The sequence below is a fragment of the Sphingomonas sp. CV7422 genome (assembly GCF_027945725.1).
Taxonomy (GTDB): Bacteria; Pseudomonadota; Alphaproteobacteria; order Sphingomonadales; family Sphingomonadaceae; genus Sphingomonas; species Sphingomonas kyungheensis.
On record NZ_CP115900.1, the window covers coordinates 1,514,239 to 1,532,034 of the forward strand.

The following is a 17,796-nucleotide window of genomic DNA, read 5'->3' on the forward strand; positions in this document are numbered from 1 at the left end:
CGGTTGAGACGCGGTCCGCACCACCCTAGATGGGGGTGCAAAGGAGATCATCATGCCTACCAAAGCGATTACCGACGCCAGCTTCGACAGCGACGTGCTCAAGGCCGACGGCCCCGTGCTCGTCGATTTCTGGGCGGAATGGTGCGGCCCGTGCAAGATGATCGGGCCGAGCCTCGAGGAACTGTCGGAGGAACTGGGTGGGCAGGTGACGATCACCAAGCTCAACATCGACGATAATCCCGATGCGCCCGGCCGCTACGGCGTGCGCGGCATCCCGACGATGATCCTGTTCAAGGGCGGCGCGCCGGCCGCGACCAAGATCGGCGCCGAGCCCAAGGGTCGCCTCAAGGCCTGGCTGGAAGACGCGCTGGCGTAAATCGCCGAAGCCCCTGCTCTTCGGGGGAGGGGCTTTTGCTATCCGAACAGCACCGCCACCGCTTCGTCCCACAATGCAGGCGACGCCGCGGCGACCATCCCGCGCCGCTGGTCGGCGACGTGATAGTCCGATCCGTCCGGCCAGCGCACCACGCCGCCCGCCTCGCGCAGCAGCAGCGACCCGGCGGCATGATCCCAGGGCAGCGTCTTCTGGAACAACGCGATGTCGTTGGTGCCGAGCACCAGCCGCGCATATTGCTCGGCAGCGCAGCGCGGCATGGGTGCGACGGTGAAGACGCGGCCGGCGCGCGCGCAGAGCTCCGCCTCGGTCGCGGCATCGAGATGATAGGTGGCAAGCACCGCCGACGGCCGCTCGCCGCCGCTCGGCTGCGCCGTCACGCGCCTGCCGTCGACATGGGCGCCACCACCGCGGATCGCGTGGCAGAGCCGGTCGGTGACCGGATCGAGGATCCAGCCTGCCACCGTCTCGCCGTCCTCGACCAGTGCGATCATGATGCCGAAGGTGGCGATGCCGCTGGCGTAATTGTTGGTGCCGTCGATCGGATCGATGATCCACGCCCGGCCGTGCTCGATGCCGGCGACCAGCCGCGCATCCGCCGCCACCGCTTCCTCGCCGATGACGCGGATCGTCGGGTCGAGCGCGGCAAGCCCTTCCGTCAGCGCGGCTTCGCTCAGCCGGTCGGCGACCGTGACCATATCGTCCGCGGCCTTCTCCTCGATCTCGTCGGCGCCGAGGTTGCGGAAGCGCGGCAGCACGATCTCCGTCGCGACGCGCCGCATCAGCGTGACGACCGCCTCATGGTGCGGATGGTGCATGTCAGCTCCGATAGTCGGCGTTGATCGCGATATAGCCGTGCGTCAGGTCGCAGGTCCAAACCGTCGCCATGCCGTCGCCGAGGCCGAGGTCGACGCCGATCTCGATTTCCTGCCCCTTGAGGTGCGCGGCGACCGGTGCCTCGTCATAGCCCTCGACCGCGAGGCCGTCGCGCGCGACCTGGGTTGCGCCGAAGCGGATCGCGAGCTGGTCGCGCTCGGCGGGTTCGCCGGCCTTGCCGACCGCCATGACGACGCGGCCCCAATTGGCGTCCTGACCGGCGATCGCGGTCTTGACCAAGGGGGAATTGGCGATCGACATGGCGATGCGATGCGCCGAGCGGTCGCTCTCCGCGCCGGTGACGCTGACCTCGATCAGCTTGGTCGCGCCCTCGCCGTCCCGCACCACCAGCAGCGCGAGCTGCGCGCACAGATCGGCCAGCGCGGCGGCGAAGGCGTCTGCCCCGTCGCTGTCGGCGGCGCTGAGCGGCGCATTGCCCGCCGCGCCGGTCGCGAAGGCGAGCACGGTGTCGCTGGTCGAGGTGTCGCCGTCGACGGTGATGCACGAGAAGGTGTTGCGATTGGCGGCGTTGAGCGCGGCCTGGAGGAAGCCCGGCGTCACCGCCGCGTCAGTGAAGATGAAGCCGAGCATCGTCGCCATGTCGGGCGCGATCATCCCCGATCCCTTGATGATGCCGACCAGGGTCACGGTACGGCCGTCGACGATCGCGGTGGTCATCGCACCCTTGGGGTAGGTGTCGGTGGTGCCGATCGTCTCGGCGGCGGCACGCCAGTCGCACGCGCTGGCGGCGTAGGCGGCATCGAGGCCGGCCTCCGCCTTGTCGATCGGCAGCGGCACGCCGATCACCCCGGTCGAGGCGACGAAGACGTCGGACGGCTGGCAGCCGAGATGCTGCGCGGTGCGCGCGGCGATCGCCTCGACCGCGGCGCGCCCGCGGTGGCCGGTGAAGGCGTTGGAATTGCCGGCATTGACCACCAAGGCCCGCGCCGTGCCCAGCGTCAGCGCCTTGCGGCACCATTCGACTTCGGGCGAGGGGCATTTGCTCTGCGTGACGACGCCGGCGACGCTGGTGCCCTCGGCGAGCGTGACGAAGGTGAGGTCGCAGCGATCCCACGTCTTGTAGCGCGCTCGGGCCACATGCGGCACGACGCCGGCAATCGCGGGCAGGGCGGGGAAGGGCGTGGCGAGGGGGGAGATCGTCGAAGACATGACGCCGCCATAGTCCGCTTCCAAGACGGGGCAAAGACGGTTGCGGCGATGACGGCGAAAGGTCGTCAGCTTGATAAGGCCAAGCCCCGAATCTGTCTTTCGCCCATCCATCTCAGCGTCGGCGATGCGGACAGCCGGTTGCCGGAGTTGGTCGCAGCGGCGGTGCGCGGCGAGGAGGTCATTCTAAACGACGCCGGTGATCCGCGGGTACGCCTTGTCCCAATCGTGTCGAGGACAGCTGACGAGGTCGAACGTATCGGCCGCAAACGCATATCGGCGGTCGGCCTGTTCCGGGATCAGGCACAGGGGCTTGATCTCGATCTTGCTGCCCTGAAGGCTGATCGCGTCGGTTATGATGCTCGGCTGGCTCGTATCGTTGCGCCTGCTGCTTGATGCCCACGTTATCGTCTCGATCTGAGCGCTGAGCAGCGACTGTCTCAAGCGGCTCGTCGGCTGTGTTGAGGCCGGGTGCGGAGTTGCAGGTCAGCGCAGTGATCGCTTGGGAGTATGCCGACTTGCACCGGCGTGGCCGCTCGCCGATGGCGGCCGATTTGGCGACCGCGCTGGACGCTCTGGCGCTCGATATCGTCCCCCTGCCAGCCGCCCTTTGGCAGGCCACCCGACTGTTGCCGTATCTGCACGGCGATCCGGTCGACCGCATGCTCATCCCCCATGCCGGCATTTGGATGCCATATTGGTCTTCGCCGATGCGACGATGCGGCGATATCCGGTACGGAGCCTGTGGTAATACAGACGCTTCGTCGGTGGACGCCTGCGCATGCAGTCCCTATGGCAGGACTGCGATGAATTTGCTGCTGCTCCTTTCCGCTTTGCTGTCCGCCCTGACCGGCGGTGCGTCGGCGATGCGTGCGCCCGCTGCGGCGCATGCCGTCGCGGTGGCGGCGGCGGTCGCCGAGGCGCAGGCGGTGCCGGCGCGGATCGCCGCCCGTCCGGTACAGGATTTGCCACGGGTTCGGCAGGTCGCCGCGACAGCGGCACCTGCGGCGTTCGCGCTCGCCGCGATCGTCCCGCTCTATGCGAGCCGCCGCCGCGAATAGCGCCGACCCGTCGTTGCGGCTTCGGCCGATCCCCCTTTGATGACACTCGATGCTGCGCGCCTCCGGCCGCGCGCGTCCTTGCAGGAATAAGTCTATGTTCGGCGGCTTTGCCAAATCGCTCTTCGGCTCGTCCAACGACCGCTACGTCAAATCGCTCAACCCGATCATCCAGAAGATCGCCAATTTCGAGCCGCAATTGCAGGCGCTGTCCGACGACCAGCTCGCCGCGCAGACGACGAAGTTCCGCGAGCAGCTCGCCAATGGCGCCAAGCTCGACGACCTGCTGCCCGAGGCGTTCGCGACGGTGCGCGAGGCGGCGGTGCGCGTGCTCGGCATGCGCCATTTCGACGTGCAGATGATCGGCGGCATCGTCCTCCACCGCGGCGAGATCGCCGAGATGCGCACCGGCGAGGGCAAGACGCTGGTCGCGACGCTGGCGACCTATCTCAACGCGCTGCCGGGCGACGGCGTCCACGTCATCACCGTCAACGACTATCTCGCGGCGCGCGACGCGGAATGGATGGGGCAGGTCTATCGCTTCCTCGGCCTCACCGTCGGCACGATCATCCCCAATCTCACCGACGAACAGCGCCGCGCCGCCTATAACAGCGACATCACCTACGGCACGAACAACGAATTCGGCTTCGACTATCTGCGCGACAACATGAAGTACGAGCGCGCCAGCATGGTCCAGCGCGCCTTCAGCATGGCGATCGTCGACGAGGTCGATTCGGTGCTGATCGACGAGGCGCGGACGCCGCTGATCATCTCGGGCCCGACCGACGACAAGTCGGAACTGTACATGAGCGTCGATGCGATCGTGAAGCAGCTGACCGACGACGATTACGAGAAGGACGAGAAGCAGAAGTCGATCATCCTCACCGAGAGCGGCACCGAGCGGATCGAGCGGATGCTCGAGGCGGCCGGGCTGCTCGAGGGCGCCAACCTCTACGACTTCGAGAACACGCAGGTCGTCCATCACGTCAACCAGTCGCTGCGCGCCAACAAGATGTTCAAGGCGGACACCGATTACATCGTCAAGGACGGCAAGGTCATCATCATCGACGAGTTCACCGGCCGGATGATGGACGGGCGGCGCTGGTCGGACGGTCTCCACCAGGCCGTCGAGGCCAAGGAAGGCGTGACGATCGAGCCCGAGAACCAGACGATGGCGTCGATCACCTTCCAGAACTATTTCCGCATGTACCCCAAGCTCGCCGGCATGACCGGCACCGCGGCGACCGAGGCGGCGGAATTCTACGACATCTACAAGATGAACGTCGTCACCATCCCGACCAACGTCGGCGTCCGCCGGATCGACGAGGAAGACGAATTCTACAAGGACACCAACGACAAGTTCCGCGCGATCGCCAAGAAGATCCGCGAACATGCCGCGCTCGGCCAGCCGGTGCTGGTCGGTACCGTGTCGATCGAGAAGTCCGAACTGCTCAGCGAGTTCCTCGTCCAGGAGGGCGTCGCGCACAAGGTCCTCAACGCGCGCTACCATGAGATGGAGGCGCATATCGTCGCGCAGGCCGGCCGCAAGGCGGCGGTGACGATCGCCACCAACATGGCGGGTCGCGGCACCGACATCAAATTGGGCGGCAATCTCGAATTCCGCATGCTCGACGAGCATCCCGATCTGGTCGAGGGCACGCCGGAATATGAGGCGGAGGCGACGCGCATCCGCGCCGAGATCGAGGTCGAGAAGCAGGAGGTGCTCGCCGCGGGCGGCCTGTTCGTGCTCGGCACCGAGCGGCACGAGAGCCGCCGCATCGACAACCAGTTGCGCGGCCGGTCCGGCCGCCAGGGCGATCCCGGCCTGTCGCGCTTCTACCTCAGCCTCGATGACGATCTGCTCCGCATCTTCGGCCCGGACACGCTGTTCGCCAAGATGATGCGCAACAATATCGACGATGGCGAGGCGATCGGCAGCAAGTGGCTGTCGAAGGCGATCGAGACCGCGCAGAAGAAGGTTGAGGCGCGCAACTACGACATCCGCAAGCAGGTCGTCGAATATGACGACGTGATGAACGATCAGCGCAAGGTGATCTACGAGCAGCGCGCCGACATCATGGATGCCGATGCGGTCGGCGACGTGGTCAGCGACATGCGCGCCGAGACGGTCAACGTCATCGTCGGCAGCGCCTGCCCGCCGAACAGCTATCCCGAGCAATGGGATATCGCCGGCATGAAGACGGGGTTGCAGGAGATCCTCAACCTCGACCTGCCCGTCGACGACTGGCTCGCCGAGGAATCGATCGATCCCGAACTGGTCGAGGAGCGGGTGCGCGAGGCCGCCGATGCCGCGATCACCGCCAAGGCGGGCGAGCTTGATCCCGAGACGTGGACGCAGGTCGAAAAGTCGATCCTGCTCCAGAACCTCGACCATCACTGGAAAGAGCATCTCGCGACGCTCGACGCGCTGCGTCAGGTCGTCCACCTGCGCGCCTATGCGCAGAAGACGCCGATCAACGAATACAAGCAGGAAGCCTTCTCGCTCTTCCAGCGCATGCTCGATTCGATCCGCGAGGACGTGACCAAGACGATCGCGCACGCGCAGTTCCAGATCCAGGAAGCGCCGCCCCTCCCCGAGCTGCCCGACTTCATCACCACCCACTTCGACCCGTTCACCGGCGAGGACAATTCGAACGACGTCGATGCGGGCACGCTGGGCCGGATCACCACCCAGATCCCGCCGATGCAGATGATCCAGCCCGATGCCGAGGCGGTGCTCGGCGACAATCCGGAACATTGGGAAGGCCGCGTCAACCGCAATGCGCCGTGCCCGTGCGGCTCGGGTCGCAAGTACAAGCATTGCCACGGCGCGGTGACGGTCTGAGTCAAGGCTCGCCGCTCGGTGCTCCTGCGAAAGCAGGAGCCTAAGGTCTGGGACGCAACAGGCCTCTGTCTTTTGGATCGGCCGAATGCCGTAAGTGAGACGACTTAGGCTTACCAGTGCTCCCGCGCAGGCGGGAGCCTAGTATCCTTGCTTCAGTCGTCGTTCTGTTTGACACTGGATTCCCGCCTGCGCGGGAATACTGGGATGGTGCCAAACTCGCGCTTGGATACATAACGGACGACGATAACAAAAAGGCCGGGCCACCTGGGTGACCCGGCCTTTTTGGCAGACGGAAAGCCGCGATTACTTCGGCAGCACCACCGTCGGGCCGATGCTGTCGACCACCGCGCGGGCGTTGAAGGCGCGCAGATTGTCGCGCGGGATCGGGCCGCGGCGCATGACGATCTCGGCGCTCGCCTCGTAGCGGTCGATGGTGCGGATGTCGAAGTCGTTGCCCCACGGACCGCCGCCGAAGCCGCCGCCGAACCACGGGTCCCAGCTGCGCCAGCCGAACCCGCGGCCGTAATAGCGCCACGACGGACCCCAATAGCCGCCGAACCCGCCATAGCCCCAGCCGCCGCCGATCCCCGGCGTGCTGTAGGTGCGCGATTGCAGATCGGTGTCGCGATTGGCCATGACGAAATAGTCATAGCCGTTCTGCAACGTCAGCTCCGCGGCGCGGAACAGCAGGTAGCGTTCGACCGTGTCGCGCGAGGTGACGCTGTTGCCGGCGAAGGTGATCAGATAGCGGTCGGGTTCGATCCGGCGATCGCTATAGCCGGTACGATTGAAGCCCTGCCCGGTGGCGGGGCGATAGGTGGTCTCGGTCGCGCAGCCCGCGACCATCAGCGTGGAGGCGGCCAGCGCCGCGACCACGGCCTTGCGGCCCAGATGAATCATGACTCCAATACTCCATTCGCTCGCGGATGCGGCGAACCCGTCGCCTATACATCGTCCCAGTGGAACGAGCGATGAACGACTTGGCTCCAAACGGCAACGTTTCACCGCGGAGCCGGGGCCGCGTCATTCGCCGCTCAGGTGCAGCGCGAGGCTGCGCCGGTGCGGGCTGGTGCGATGCTCGAACAGGTAGATGCCCTGCCAGGTCCCGAGCGCCGGCGCGCCGTCGATCACCGGGATCGACAGCTGGACGCCGGTCAGCGCGGTGCGCAGGTGCGCGGGCATGTCGTCGGGGCCTTCGTCGTCATGTTCGTACGTCCCGCTTTCGGGCGCGAGCCGGTCGAAATAGGCCTCCATGTCGCGGCGTACCGCGGGGGCGGCATTCTCCTGGATGACCAGCGAGGCGGAGGTATGGCGGCAGAAGACGGTGAGCAGCCCGGTCGTCATCCCCTGCGCCGCGACCCAGCGCAGCACGTCGGGCGTGACGTCGAGCAGGCCGCGGCGGCGGGTGTCGATGCGGAGGAGGGTGGTCGCCTGGCGCATAGGTGTTCCTCGAAAGTGGTTGGTCGCGGCTGTGGCCTGCAACGGCGGTCAGTGGAAGTCCCGCGACTTGACGCGCACCACCGCTTCCGGATCCATGCCGTCGGCATGCGGCGGCCAATAGCTGTCGCGCGGACCCGGGCGCCAGCCGGCATCGCCCCGATCGGGGGCACCGGAATGGCGCGCACCGTCGCCGCGGCCGGTGGCGTGCGGAAAGTCCATCTGGCCGACCTGCGCGAGCAGGCCGCCATGGTCGACGATCCGGTCGCATATGACGTGGATCACCTGCCCCTCCTTCTGCACCCGGCCCTTCATGCCGATCATCGCCGCCGACATGACGGTGCGGCGCTGCGCCTCGAACCGGTCAGGCCAGAGGATGCCGTTGGCGATGCCCGTCTCGTCCTCGATGGTGATGAACAGCACGCCCTTGGCGCTGCCCGGCTTCTGGCGGACGAGGATGATCCCGGCGACCTCGACGAAGCGGCCGTCCTTGATGGTGGCGAGATCGGCGCAGCGGGTGATGCCGCGGCGGGTCAGCTCGTCGCGCAGGAAGGCGAGCGGATGCGCGCGCAGCGAGAGTTGCAGCGCGCGATAATCCTCCACCACCTCGCGCCCGTCCGACAGCGGGCGCAGCGACACGTCGGGTTCGAGTCCCTCCGGGCTGAACGCGGCGTCGCGCGCATCGGCGGCGGCGAACAGCGGCAGCGGCGCGTCGCCCAGGCCCTTCACCTTCCACAATCCCTGGCGACGGTCCGCGCCGAAGCCGTGGAAGGCATCCGCCTCCGCCAGCCGCTCGATCGCCGCGCGCGGCACGCCGGCGCGGCGCCACACTTCCTCGACCGAGCCGAAGGGCGTGTCGCCGCGCGCCGCGACGATCGCGGCGCCATGCGCATTGGCGAGCCCGCGCACCTGGCGCAGGCCGAGCCGCACCGCCAGATACCGGCCGCGCGTCGGCTCGAGCGTACAGTCCCAGCGGCTGGCGTTGATGCAGGCGGGACGGACCTCGACGCCATGGTCGCGCGCATCGCGCACCACCTGCGCCGGCGCGTAGAAGCCCATCGGCTGCGCGTTGAGGAGGGCGGCGCAGAACACGTCCGGGTGGTGATGCTTCATCCAGCAGGAGGCATAAGCGATCTTGGCGAAGCTCGCCGCGTGGCTCTCCGGGAAGCCGTAGGAGCCGAAGCCCTCGATCTGCTTGAACGTCCGTTCGGCGAAGTCGCGGGGATAGCCGCGCGACACCATCCCTTCGACGAGCTTGTCGTAGAAGTGGCTGACCCCGCCGGTGAATTTGAACGTCGCCATGGCGCGGCGCAGCTGGTCGGCTTCGGCGGCGGTAAAGCCCGCGCCGACGATCGCGACCTTCATCGCCTGTTCCTGGAACAGCGGCACGCCGAGCGTCTTCTCCAGCACCGCGCGCAGCTCCGGGCGGGGATAGTCGGGCGTCTCGCGCCCTTCGCGGCGGCGTAGATAGGGGTGGACCATGTCGCCCTGGATCGGGCCCGGGCGGACGATCGCCACTTCGATGACGAGGTCGTAGAAGCGCGTCGGCTTCATCCGCGGCAGCATGCTCATCTGCGCTCTGGACTCGATCTGGAAGGTGCCGAGCGTGTCGGCCTTCTGGATCATCGCATAGACGTCCGGGTCGTCGTCCTGCAGATCGGCCATGCCGACCGCCACGCCCTTCGTCTCGGCGAGCAGGGTGAAGGCGCGGTTCATGCAGCCGAGCATGCCGAGGCCGAGCACGTCGACCTTCATGAACTTCAGGGCATCGATATCGTCCTTGTCCCATTCGATCACTTGCCGATCGACCATCGCGGCGGGTTCGATCGGTACGAGATCGTCGAGCCGGTCATGGGTCAGCACGAAGCCCCCGGGATGCTGCGACAGATGGCGCGGCACGCCGATCAGCTGCCGCGCGAGCTCGAGCGCGAGCCGCAGCCGCCGGTCGTTCATGTTGAGGTTGAGCTGCGCGACCTGCTTCTCGCCGACGCCTTCCTGGCTCCAGCCCCAGATCAGCCCGGCGAGCGCCTTGGTCAGGTCCTCCGGCAGGCCGAGCGCCTTGCCGACCTCGCGCATCGCGCCGCGCGCACGATAGCGGGTGACCACCGCGGTCAGTGCCGCATGGTTGCGGCCATAGGTCTCATAGATCCACTGGATGATCTCCTCGCGCCGCTCATGCTCGAAATCGACGTCGATATCCGGCGGTTCGCGCCGCTCGCCGGAGATGAAGCGCTCGAACAGCAGCTCGTGGCGGATCGGGTCGATGCTGGTGATGCCGAGCACGAAGCAGACGCAGCTGTTCGCCGCCGATCCGCGCCCCTGGCACAGGATGCCGCGCCGCCGGCTTTCGGCGACGATGCTGTTGACGGTGAGGAAATAGGGCGCGTAGCCGAGCTCGGCGATCAGTCGCAGCTCATGGTCGATCTGCGCGCGATAGGCCTGCGGCAGGCCGTCGGGGAACATCCGCGCCGCGGCCGCCTCGGTCAGCTGTTCGAGTGCGCCCTGCGCGGTCAGCCCGGCGACGACGCGTTCGTGCGGATATTGGTAGCTGAGCTCGCCGAGATCGAAGGTGCAGCGGCGGGCGATGTCGGCGGTGGCGGCGATCGCTTGCGGGAAGGCGGCGAAGCGGCGTTCCATCTCCGCCGGCGACTTGAGGTGCCGGTCGGCGTGGCGCTCGCGCCGGTAGCCCAATGTATCGACGGTGCATTTCTCGCGGATCGCGGTGACCACGTCCTGCAGCAGCCGCGCCTCGGGCGCATGATAGAGGATGTCGCCGAGCGCGACGGGGGCGACGCGCGCGGCGGCGGCGAGCGCGGCGAGATCGTGCAGCCGCAGCGCATCGTCGGGGCGGCGGCGGAAGGCGAGGCCGCAATAGCCGCGGTCGGCGAAGACCGCGCCGAGGTCGGCGAGATGCGCGGCGGCGATGGCATCGGCCGCATCGGGCAGCAGGATCGCGACCAGCCCCTCGCTCCACGCGACGACATCCGCCCAGCCGAGCGTGCAGCCGCCCTTGCCGGCGCGCGCCTTGCCGATCGTCAGCAGCCGGGTCAGCCGCGACCAGGCGGGCTTGTCGATCGGGTAGAGCAAGAGCGCGCGGTCGTCGTCGAGGTCGACGCGGGCGCCGGCGATCATCCGCACGGCGGTCGCCTTCTGCGCCTCCCAGCCGCGGACCAGCCCGGCGACGCTGCCGCGATCGACGATGCCGAGCGCGGTGTGGCCTTGCAGCGCGGCGGCGGCGAACAGCTCGTCGGGGGAAGAGGCGCCGCGCAGGAACGAGAAATGGCTCGTCACCTGAAGCTCGACATAGGTGGTGGCGGCCATCAGCCGAACAGCCCGTGCAGATACCAGCTGAGATCGCCGGTCGCCGCATCGACGCCGTCGCCGCGGCGGAACAGCCAGAAGCGCGCGCCCTGCTCGTCCTCGACGCGGAAATAGTCGCGCACCGCCCAGATCTCGCCGTCGCGCCGCCACCATTCGCCGTGGATCCGTTCGGGGCCGTCGCCGGCGACCACCGCATGGACCTTGCCGCGCCAGGTGAAGCGGCGCGGCGGCGCATCGGGCAGCAAGGCGAGCACCGCGTGAAGCGGCTCGGGCCGGCTGAGCAGCCGCACCGGCCGCCGCCACGCCGGCCAGCCGGTCGGCGCGGCGAGCGCGTCGGTGCGGCGGACGGCGCGTTCGGGCACGTCGCTCTCGACCGGCGCAGCGGTGAACAGCGCCGCCTCGCCGACCCGCCCGGCGATCTGGTCGACCAGGGTCGCGACATCGGCGACCGGTTCGTCGCCGGCGAGCCGCGCGGCGAGCGCGGTCGCGCCCAGCGGATCGCTATGCGGCGCGGCGAGGCGCATCGTCTCGATCCCGTCGCCCGGCTCGATCCGCTCGATGCGCAGGTGGAACAGGCGGGCGAGATGCGCGGCGTCGCGTGTCGCGCGGGCGGTGCCGATCGCGATCCGCTGCGCGCTGCCGTCGATCCGCTCGAGCGTCAGCACCAGCGTCCGCGCGCCGCGGCCGCGGTGGCGCAGCAGCGGGATCATGTCGGCGAGCAGGTCGCCGATCACCTGTTCGATCGCCTCGGCGGTGGCGATCGGTTCGAGCAGGCGGCGCACCGTCTCCGGGGTCTCTTGCGGCACCACCGCGACGATCGGTTCGGCGACGCGGCCCAGCGCCTCGTCGAGCCGCCGGACGCTGGCGAGACCGAGCCGGCGCGCGAGCGGCCCGCGCGGCAGCGGCAGCAGATCGGCGATGCGATCGAGCCCGAAGCGCTGTGCGGCGGCGAGCGCGGATGGCGCCAGGCGCAGCGCGGCGGGGGGCAAAGCGGCCAGCGCCTGCGCCTCGCCGCCGCTGGCGATCCGCATCAGCGGCTCATGGCCATAGCGGGCGAGCGCATGCGCCGCGCCCGGCGTCCCGGCGATGCCGACGCGCGCGCTATAGCCGAAGCGGCGGCAGAAGCGGATCAGCCGCGCGCCGAACCGCGCCTCGCCGCCGTGGAGATGCGCGACGCCGGTGAGATCGAGCCAGATCCCGTCGGCCTCGCCCGCGGCGGTCGGCGTCCAGTGACGGATCGCGTGGAGGACGAGGCCGTCGATCACCGCCCGGTCGGCGGCGGGATCGGCGGCGCGGACGTCGAGCGTCGCGACCAGGGCGCGCGCCTGCGTCACCGCCATGCCCGGCGTCAGCCCGAGCGCCTGCGCGGCGGGGCAGGCGGCGGCGATCAGCTGGCGCTGGCCGATCGTCTCGGCGAGGATCAGCGGAACGGCATGCGCCGCCGCGGCGACGGGGCGCGCCTGACCCGGCGGGGCGGGGAGGGGGCGTTTGAACGGATGGTCCGCCGCCTCCGACCGGCGGCCGAGTTCGCGCATCGTCGGCTGCTGGTGGAGCGGCAGCGTCGCCGTCTCCTCGACGATCGCGGCACGTGCGTCCGCGTCGCGCGCCCAGCGTGCGCCGGGACGCCAGCCGCCGCCCCGCGGCACCGAACAGGCGCCGGGGTCGTCGTCGACCGGAAGCTGCGGCGTGCGTTGCGGTTCAGGCAGCGCGCGCGGCCGCTCGATCCGCCGCAACCGCTCGATCGCGAGGTGCGGCAGGTAGAGCGAGGCGACCCGTGGCATCGCATGCCTCCAGTTCGAGGGTGAAGCCGGGCCCGCCACGCTGGCGGGCGAGTTCGACGGTCCAGCGCGGCCGGCCGACGCCCGGCGCGGGCAGCCGCGCCGAGGGCGCGCAGGCGATCCGCCAGCGCGTCATCGCCGCGGACAGGTCGCTAAGCGGATCGACGCCCTGCCGCCGCCAGCGCCGCGACAGCAGCGCCGGCGCGCCGCCGCTCATCGCCGCAAGCTGGAGCCGGCGGGTGGCGACCATGTCGGCGTGCTTGACCTCGCCGACCACCGCGGCGAGACCGCCGTGGCGCAAGCCGTCCTCCATCACCGCGAGCACGTCCTTGTCGTCGCGCGCCTCGACGAACAACAGGGTCGCCGGGTCGAGCCCCGCCTGTTCGAGCCCCGGCGCGTAGAGATCGAAGCGGGTCAGCGCCCACAAGACCCGCCGACCGTTCGCCGCCGCGGCGCGCGCGGCGACGCCGACGGCGAACAAGGTCGCGGCGGCATCGTCGCTCAGCGTCGGCGTCGCCGGCGACACCTCGTGCAGCCCGCCGAGCGCCAGCCCATGGTCGGCGATGCGCGCATCGAGCGCGTCGACCCCGAACGGCAGGACCCCGCCCACCACCGGACGAACCGCTGCCAAGGCACGCAGATGGCTGAGGGAGGCGGGCGAGGGAGCGGGAGCGGACATGCGGATTCGACTCATTTGTTCGCCTTATGTTCCAGTACTATGAACAAAGGGTCAAGGCTTGGAATCGAACCGATGCACCGGGTTGGAACGGCCACGGGCGAGTCGCGCCGCGGTCTTAGGCGAGTCGCCGGCGGCTGATTTTTTATCGTAGCCGGTGCGATTGGATCGCTTCACGAGCCGACCGCGGCAGCCGCTGTGGAAGCACTCAGCTCGCCGCCATGACCATATTGCCGCGCAGGCGGGAAGCCGGTGGCCAGGCAGAACAACCGCCCGCGGCAAAGGGAGACCTCGGCTCCCGATTGCGCGGGAGCATTGGTAGGGCGTGCCCCAGGGGCGGCCGCACAGGCGCAGCCATGGTACCGTGCGGTTCTCCGATTCCCCATCTCCCCAACGGCTTGGCGCGGCCGTCCCCATTGTCTTTGCCTGCGCCATCATCGAAGAGGCGCGCATGGCGTGGACAGTATCGATCGAACATCATGGCGCCGAGGCGCAGCCGGTGGTGGTGATCGACGGGTTCGCCGATGCCGAGCGGTTCCGTGACGATGCCGCCTTCCTGTCGTTCGCGCCGATCGGGCCGCATTATCCCGGCATCCGTGCACCCGTCGCGCCGCGGCTGTTGCGCGATCTGCTGGCGCGGCTTGAGCCGGTCGCGCGCGCGGCGTTCGGGGTCGGCGGGCTGACGATCGCCGATGCCTTCTATTCGATCGTGACGACGCCGCCCGCCGCGCTCACCCCGATCCAGCGGCTGCCGCATTTCGACGAACTGTCGCCGCGCCGCCTCGCGCTGCTCCATTATCTGTCCCCGGACGAGCGCAGCGGCACCGCTTTCTACCGGCATCGCACTACCAGCTTCGAGTCGATCGATGCGGCGCGGATCGGCGCCTATCGCACTGCGCTCGATGCCGATCTCGCCCGCCACGGCCTGCCGGAGGCGGGCTATATCGCCAGCGACACGCCGGTGTTCGAGCGGCTCGCGGTGCATCAGGGACGGTTCAACCGCGCCATCCTCTATCGTTCGAACACGCTGCACTGCGCGGATCTGCCCGCCGATCTGGCGCTGCACGCCGATCCGGCCCGCGGGCGGCTGACCGTCAACACCTTCCTCGACGCGACCGGATGACACATTGCGTGGCAGGAAAACCACGCCGCTAACCCTCTGCCGTGAATACGTATGTGGCCAACTTGGCTGTTTCTCCCCCCGCGTTCACAAGCCGGACACACAGTCAGCTGATCATCCGCGATGGAGCGGGTGGGGGCATGACGCCATCAGGGGGAGGATTCTTCGTGTCCCAGACCGACATCAATTCCGCACGTCGCACCCGCGCGATGCTGCGTTCGACCACCGTCACCATCGCCAGCGTGCTGCTGGTCACCGGCGGGGCCGCCTTCGCGCAGGAAGCGCCCAACCCGCAGTCGCCGACCGCCAATCCGCCCGCCGCCGCGACCGCGCAATCGCCCGCGCCCGCCGCCGAGCCGACCCCCAATCAGGACGCCGCGCAGACGCAGACCGCCGAGAACGCCACCGCCGACAACGACATCGTCGTCACCGGCATCCGCGCCAGCCTGGCCAATTCCGCCAAGATCAAGCGCGATTCGACGCTGATCGTCGACAGCGTCTCGGCCGAGGACGTCGGCAAGCTGCCCGACGTGTCGATCGCCGACAGCCTCGCGCGCCTGCCCGGCGTCACCGCGCAGCGGCTCGAAGGCCGCGACCAGCGCCTGTCGATCCGTGGCCTCGGCCCCGATTTCTCCACCACCCTGCTCAACGGCCGCGAACAGGTGACGGTCGGCGACAACCGCGGCGTCGAATATGACCAATATCCGTCGGAGTTCTTCCGCAACGTCAACGTCTACAAATCGGCCGACGCATCGCTGATCGCCGCCGGCATCTCGGGCACGGTCGACCTGCGCATGCTGCGCCCGCTCGAACAGCGCGGCCGCGTCTTCGCAATCAACGCGCGCGGGCAGATGAACGGCATCGACAACCTCAACCCCGATTCGTCGCGCTACGGCTATCGCGCGTCGGCGACCTATATCGACAAATTCGCCAACGATACGCTCGGCATCGCGATCGGCGTGTCGGGGACGCAGACGCCGTCGCAGGACGAACGCTACAATGCCTGGGGCTATTCGGGCAGCGGCACCGCCGCCGATCCCTATGTGCTGGGCGGCGCCAAGCCCTATGTCCAGTCGAACGAGCTCAAGCGCTATGGCGCGGTCGGCACGATCGAATGGCAGCCGTCGGACACGTTCCATTCGACGTTCGACGCGCTCTATTCCGACTTCCAGGAAACGCAGCATCTGCGCGGCATCGAATTCCCGCTCGGCTTCTCCGATCCGACCAAGAGCGGCATCACCGTCAACAACGGCTTCGCCACGACGACGACCTTCACCAACGTCTATGCGGTGCAGCGCAACGACTATAACCAGCGCAAGGCGAAGAACCTGTCGCTCGGCTGGAACAACGATTTCAAGATCGCCGACCGGCTGCACTTCAACGTCGATGCGAGCTGGAGCCGCGCGACGCGCACCGACTTCCTGCTCGAGACCAACACCGGCACCGGCTTCGCCAAGAGCGGCGTCGCCGATACCGTCACCGTGACGCAGAACAGCAACGGCACCTACCGGATCGTGCCGACGCTCGACTATACCAACACCAACGTGCTCAAGCTGACCGACCCGCAGGGCTGGGGCAACAACGGCACGCAGCAGGTCGTCCAGTCGGGCTTCCTCAACCGGCCGAGCTTCAAGGACGATCTCAAGTCGCTGCGCGCCAGCCTCAACGGCGAGTTCGACGGCAGCCTGGTGCGCGGCTGGGAAGTCGGCGGCAATTACAGCCGCCGCGAGAAGACCAGCGCCTATACCTCCTACTTCCTCTGCCCGAAGGGGACGGGGACGGGCTGCACGCTCGCCAGCGGCACGCCGACCAGCGCGACGGTGCCCAGCGAGGCGCTGCTCGGCACCAATATCCCGCTGACCTATCTCGGCATCCCGGCGATGCTGACCTACGATCCGCTCTACGTCTACAACAACAGCTTCGCCTCGGCCTATGACAACCGCCCGTCGGCGCTGGTCCGCGACAATCGCGTCATCGAGAACGTCTACACCGGCTATGCCAAGCTGACGCTCGACGGCGACCTCGGCGGCAAAGCGGTCAAGGGCGCGCTCGGCGTGCAGGTGGTCCATTCGCAGCAGCGTTCGGTCGGCCAGATCGCCAGTGTCGTCACCGGCAACGTCACCATCGCTCCGGCGGACGAGCGCGTCACCTATACCAATGTGCTGCCCTCGGCGACCTTCTCGGTCGAGCTGATCGACAACGGTTACGTCAAGCTCGGTGCGTCGCAGACGATGGTGCGTCCGCGCCTCGACCAGGAGCGCGTCACGCAGGACGTCGCGATCAACCTCACGAATATCGGTCGTACGCCGGCCGGCCTCTATCCGGTCTTCTCCTCGACCGGCGGCAACGTCGCGCTGCGCCCCTATCAGTCGACCAACATTGACATGTCGTTCGAGAAATATTTCGACGCCGGCGGCTATGTCGCGCTGTCGGGCTATTTCAAGCACCTCACCGATTTCGTCGATCCGAACAACAGCTATGCCTATGACTTCACCGCGTTGCTGCCGGCGCTGACCGCGGCGCAGCAGGCGCAGGTGATCGCCGCGGGCCAGACGACCGGCGTGGTGTCGGCGCCGGCCAATACCGGCCGCGGCGAAGTGCTCGGCGTGGAGGCGACGGTGTCGCTGCCGTTCAAGGCGCTGACCAGCGCGCTCGACGGCTTCGGCATCTTCGCGAGCGGCAACTACACCCAGTCGACGATCAAGTTCGCGAGCAACCCGACGCAGGCGATCACGCTGCCCGGCCTGTCGAAATGGACCGGCAGCGGCACGATCTACTTCGAGAAATGGGGCTTCCAGGCACGCGCCAACTATCGCTACCGGTCGGACTTCCTCGCCGAGGTGGCGGGTCTGTCGGCGACGCCGACCTATCGCACCGCCAAGTCGGAAGGCATCCTCGACGCGCAGATCGGCTATGAATTCCAGGAGGGCTTCCTCAAGGGCTTCTCGATCCTCGCGCAGGCGAAGAACCTGACCGACCGGCCGTTCATCACCTATCAGAACGACGATCCGCGGCAGGTGATCGACTATCAGCGCTATGGCCGCGATTATTATATCGGCGTCACCTACAAGTTCTGATCCCCAGGGGCGGCGGCGTGCGATCCCCTTCGCACGCCGCCGTTTGA

13 protein-coding genes are annotated in these 17,796 nt (G+C 68.3%); 6 read left to right on the forward strand and 7 right to left on the reverse strand.

Annotated features, from left to right (window positions below):
* The first annotated feature begins 52 nt into the window (after positions 1–52).
* The gene (gene trxA, locus PBN85_RS07355) at positions 53–376 is read left to right on the forward strand and encodes a thioredoxin TrxA (RefSeq protein ID WP_271300603.1); all 324 of its coding nucleotides are present in this window, start codon (positions 53–55) and stop codon (positions 374–376) included.
* 38 nt (positions 377–414) lie between these two features.
* Here the strand turns inward: trxA and PBN85_RS07360 are convergent, their stop codons facing one another.
* On the reverse strand, positions 415–1,212 hold the full coding sequence (locus PBN85_RS07360) for an inositol monophosphatase family protein (protein ID WP_037531019.1): 798 nt from the start codon (positions 1,210–1,212) through the stop codon (positions 415–417).
* 1 nt (position 1,213) lies between these two features.
* Entirely contained in the window at positions 1,214–2,440 is a 1,227-nt protein-coding gene (gene argJ, locus PBN85_RS07365) for a bifunctional glutamate N-acetyltransferase/amino-acid acetyltransferase ArgJ (protein WP_271300604.1), read from the reverse strand.
* 48 nt (positions 2,441–2,488) lie between these two features.
* Between argJ and PBN85_RS07370 the strand changes: the two genes are divergently transcribed.
* From PBN85_RS07370 to secA, 3 genes are all read left to right on the forward strand, one after another.
* On the forward strand, positions 2,489–2,833 hold the full coding sequence (locus PBN85_RS07370; RefSeq protein WP_152542067.1) for a type II toxin-antitoxin system Phd/YefM family antitoxin: 345 nt from the start codon (positions 2,489–2,491) through the stop codon (positions 2,831–2,833).
* A gap of 83 nt (positions 2,834–2,916) precedes the next feature.
* Positions 2,917–3,498 (forward strand): hypothetical protein, encoded by a 582-nt coding sequence (locus tag PBN85_RS07375; protein ID WP_271300605.1) that lies wholly within the window; start codon positions 2,917–2,919, stop codon positions 3,496–3,498.
* Positions 3,499–3,592: 94 nt separating this feature from the next.
* On the forward strand, positions 3,593–6,340 hold the full coding sequence (secA, locus tag PBN85_RS07380; protein WP_271300606.1) for a preprotein translocase subunit SecA: 2,748 nt from the start codon (positions 3,593–3,595) through the stop codon (positions 6,338–6,340).
* Between the two features lie 303 nt (positions 6,341–6,643).
* Here secA and PBN85_RS07385 read toward each other — a convergent pair whose 3' ends face one another.
* The 5 genes from PBN85_RS07385 to PBN85_RS07405 form a co-directional block, all read right to left on the reverse strand.
* Positions 6,644–7,240, reverse strand: a complete 597-nt coding sequence (locus PBN85_RS07385; RefSeq protein WP_271300607.1) for a CC0125/CC1285 family lipoprotein — start codon at positions 7,238–7,240, stop codon at positions 6,644–6,646.
* Positions 7,241–7,363: 123 nt separating this feature from the next.
* Positions 7,364–7,780, reverse strand: coding sequence for a secondary thiamine-phosphate synthase enzyme YjbQ (locus PBN85_RS07390; RefSeq protein WP_037531032.1), 417 nt, complete (start codon positions 7,778–7,780; stop codon positions 7,364–7,366).
* Between the two features lie 48 nt (positions 7,781–7,828).
* Complete coding sequence (locus tag PBN85_RS07395) at positions 7,829–11,098, reverse strand: error-prone DNA polymerase (protein ID WP_271300608.1); 3,270 nt, start codon at positions 11,096–11,098, stop codon at positions 7,829–7,831.
* Positions 11,098–12,879 carry a Y-family DNA polymerase gene (locus tag PBN85_RS07400; RefSeq protein ID WP_271300609.1) on the reverse strand — a complete coding sequence of 594 codons (1,782 nt, stop codon included), beginning with the start codon at positions 12,877–12,879 and terminating at the stop codon, positions 11,098–11,100. Before PBN85_RS07400 ends, PBN85_RS07395 begins: the two co-directional genes overlap by 1 nt.
* Entirely contained in the window at positions 12,797–13,507 is a 711-nt protein-coding gene (locus PBN85_RS07405; protein ID WP_443026771.1) for an ImuA family protein, read from the reverse strand. Before PBN85_RS07405 ends, PBN85_RS07400 begins: the two co-directional genes overlap by 83 nt.
* Positions 13,508–14,003: 496 nt before the next feature.
* On the opposite strand from PBN85_RS07405, the gene PBN85_RS07410 reads away from it, so the two are divergent.
* Both PBN85_RS07410 and PBN85_RS07415 read left to right on the forward strand, forming a co-directional pair.
* Positions 14,004–14,675, forward strand: coding sequence for a DUF6445 family protein (locus tag PBN85_RS07410; protein WP_271300611.1), 672 nt, complete (start codon positions 14,004–14,006; stop codon positions 14,673–14,675).
* Between the two features lie 206 nt (positions 14,676–14,881).
* Positions 14,882–17,749 carry a TonB-dependent receptor gene (locus tag PBN85_RS07415; protein WP_271300857.1) on the forward strand — a complete coding sequence of 956 codons (2,868 nt, stop codon included), beginning with the start codon at positions 14,882–14,884 and terminating at the stop codon, positions 17,747–17,749.
* The last annotated feature ends 47 nt before the right edge of the window (positions 17,750–17,796 follow it).